General features: G+C 73.7%; 2 protein-coding genes and 2 pseudogenes. All 4 read left to right on the top strand.

The window, feature by feature from the left end; genetic code table 11:
- Positions 1-458, top strand: a 458-nt coding sequence (locus ACLEQD_RS40595; RefSeq protein WP_410391288.1) for a glycerol-3-phosphate dehydrogenase C-terminal domain-containing protein, incomplete at its 5' end; no start/stop codon positions are given.
- A pseudogene (locus ACLEQD_RS40590) lies at positions 340-2057 on the top strand (S8 family serine peptidase); the annotation flags it as partial. The gene ACLEQD_RS40595 and the pseudogene ACLEQD_RS40590, both read left to right, overlap by 119 nt.
- Positions 2058-2096: 39 nt before the next feature.
- Positions 2097-2411: a S8 family serine peptidase gene (locus ACLEQD_RS40585; protein WP_410391289.1), complete on the top strand. Its 315-nt coding sequence runs from the start codon at positions 2097-2099 to the stop codon at positions 2409-2411.
- Positions 2412-2594: 183 nt separating this feature from the next.
- A pseudogene (locus ACLEQD_RS40580) lies at positions 2595-2848 on the top strand (hypothetical protein); the annotation flags it as partial.

Here is a 2848-nt window from a genome sequence, read left to right as displayed (position 1 = left end):
CCGAGCCGCTGGCGGAGGGCCTGCCGTACCGCCGCGCCGAGGCCGCGTGGGGCGTGACCCATGAGATGGTCCAGACGCTGGCCGACCTGCTCATCCGCCGCCTCAAGGTCGCGTTCGAGACGCGCGACCAGGGCCGCGCCGCCGCCGTCCGCGCCGCGGAGGTGATGGCGCCGCTGCTGGGCTGGGACGCGCGGAGCTGGAGCGCCAGCTGGCGGCCTACGCCGTGGACGCCCAGCGCATCTTCGGCGTGGATCCCTCCGACGCCTGACGTCCCCGTGCCGGGCGCCGGGCCCGGTGCGTCATCCCGGTGCTCGGGGCCCGGTTCGAGGCGGGCCCCGGATGCCGGGCCGCCAACGGGCCGCTCCACTCGAGCGTTGGGCGCCTCACGTTGGCCTGGCACCGGATGGCCGTCGGGCGCACGACAGCCGCCCGAGCAGCCGTCCTTCGTCCATGCTTAAATCGTCGTGGGAACGGGAAGCAGGGTTGGCCCGTTCTTCCCGGCCCCCCTTTTCCGGGGGCAGCGGGTCACGGCGCGGTACCTCACGTTGGCCGGGCACGAAGGAGATGCACCCCATGAAGCGTTGGCTTTGGCTTGGGCTCGGGCTGTCCGGACTGGTGGCGAGCGGCTGCGGTTCCGACCCCGAACCCGTCATCGACGTCCTGCCCCAGGCGTGTCCTGGCACCACGGAGGCGGCGCTGCCGGACCCGGCGGTCTCCTCGTTGAGCACGAACACGGCCGTCTCCGCGCTGAGGACGGACACGGCGGCGGACGAGGTCATCATCACCTACAAGCCGAAGGTGACCGCCAGCGCGCTGGCCGCCTCGGTGGACCTCGTGAAGGCCGTGGAGCGCGAGGGCGGCACCGTGCGCCGCCGCATCCCGAACCTGAACATGGTGTCCGCCCGGCTGTCGCCGGAGGCCCTCGCGGCGCTGAAGCTCCGCCCGGAGGTGCTCTCCGTGACGCCCAACCGCCGCGTGCAGGCGATGGGGCTGCCCACGTTGCCGCCGGTGGTGTCGTGGCAGGGCGCGTTCAGCACGCAGGGGTCGGTGGGCGAGTACACCGAGGGGTTGAAGCTCATCCAGGCCCCGCAGGTGTGGGACGCGAACAACGACGGCATCATCGACCCCGGCGCGCCCACGGGTGAGGGCGTGAAGGTGTGCGTCATCGACAGCGGCTGGGACAGCAAGCACCCGGAGCTGAAGGCGGCGTTCCTCAAGGGCAAGGACTTCGTCGACGATGACGACGACCCGACCGACCAGAGCGAGTCCCAGGGCGTGGTGACGGTGGGCGGCGGCCACGGCACGCACGTGTCCGCGACCATCCTGGCGCAGTTCGGTTCGGGCTCCGGCGCGCGCGTGGGGCCCGGCGAGGACCCGAACGGCGTGGTGGGCGTGGCGCCGGGCGCGCGCTGCTGTCGCCGCGCGTGCTGGACACGGATGGCGGCGGCAGGACGGATGACGTCATCGCGGCGGTGGACTGGTGCAACTCGGAGGGGGCGCGGGTGGCCTCGCTGTCGCTGGGCGCGCCGGACCCGTCCACCGACGAGCAGACCGCGTTCGAGAAGGTCTGGAACAGCGGCAACGGCATGCTGTCCGTCGCGGCCAGCGGCAACGACGGCAAGCGCGGCATCGCCTATCCGGCCGCGTACCTGCCGGCGGTGATGGCGGTGGGCGCGGTGGACCTGAAGGGCGACATCGCGGAGTTCTCCCAGTACGGCCAGGAGCTGTCCGTGGTGGGGCCGGGCGTGAACGTGCTGAGCGCCACGGTGCTGGGCGCGGCGTCGCTGTCCCAGCTGACCGCCGCGTCGGTGTCCGTCACCTCGCAGCCGCTCACGTACACCGCGCAGGGCACGTACACGGGCCGGCTGGTCAACTGCGGCCTGGGCGCGGACCGCGCGTCGTGCGGTGAGGCGGCCACCTGCGACGGCTTCGTCGCGTACGTGGACCGCGGCGACCTGTTCTTCGAGGAGAAGGCCCGCAACGTCATCCAGGCCGGCGCGCGCGCCATCATCATCGGCGACAACGTGGAGGACGAGGGCCCCGGCTTCACGCTGGGCTCCGCGAACGCGCACTGGGTGCCCACGGTGTCGGTGTCGATGGCGTCCGGCGCGGCCCTCAAGGGGCTCGTGGGACAGGACGTGACGGTGTCCGTCACCGGCCTGGACTACCAGCGCGAGTCGGGAACCTCCATGGCCACCCCGCACGTGTCGGGCGTCGCGGCGCTGGTGTTCAGCGCCCGGCCGGACCTGAGCGCCGCGCACGTGCGCGCGGTGCTGGAGAAGACGGCGCAGGACGACAAGCTGGCGCCGGGCGTGGATGAGCATTACGGCCATGGCCTGGTGCAGGCGGCCAAGGCCGTGGCGCTGGCGCGCACGCTGCCCCAGGGCGGCGGTCCGCTCCCGCTGCCGTAGCGGCACAGCCCGTCAGGCCCCTCGCCCCCGAGTCCCTCGAGTGGGGCCGGGGGCGTTTCATTGGCCCGGGCAGGCGCCATGTCGTGGGTTGGCATCGCGGGCGGACGGGCGAGCCCCCGGCCGCCGGGGCGGTGGTTCCCGCCGCGTGCGCACGCACCTTCCCAGCATGGAGGCGCGCCGCGCATGAGGCGAGACATCTGGCTGGGATTGGGGATCGCGGGCGTGGCCAGCCTGCTGATGTGCGCCGGAGCTCCGCCCGGCGGCATGGAGGATGACGCGGCGTCCGAGGAGGGCACGCCTCCCGCCACCGCCCTGCCTTCCACGGCGCAGGCGCCCAACACTCCGCCGGCAGCCTCCCAGCAGCAGCCAGGGACCGGTGGCTCCGGGACGGCACGCAGGCCCCCGCTGGGACGGCCCCGCCGCCGCCGCCGCAGCAC

The sequence above is a fragment of the Corallococcus sp. 4LFB genome (assembly GCF_046520365.1).
Classification (GTDB): Bacteria; Myxococcota; Myxococcia; order Myxococcales; family Myxococcaceae; genus Corallococcus; species Corallococcus caeni.
The sequence above is the reverse complement of the archived record's forward strand: the minus strand, read 5'-3'. Positions and strand labels throughout refer to the sequence as shown.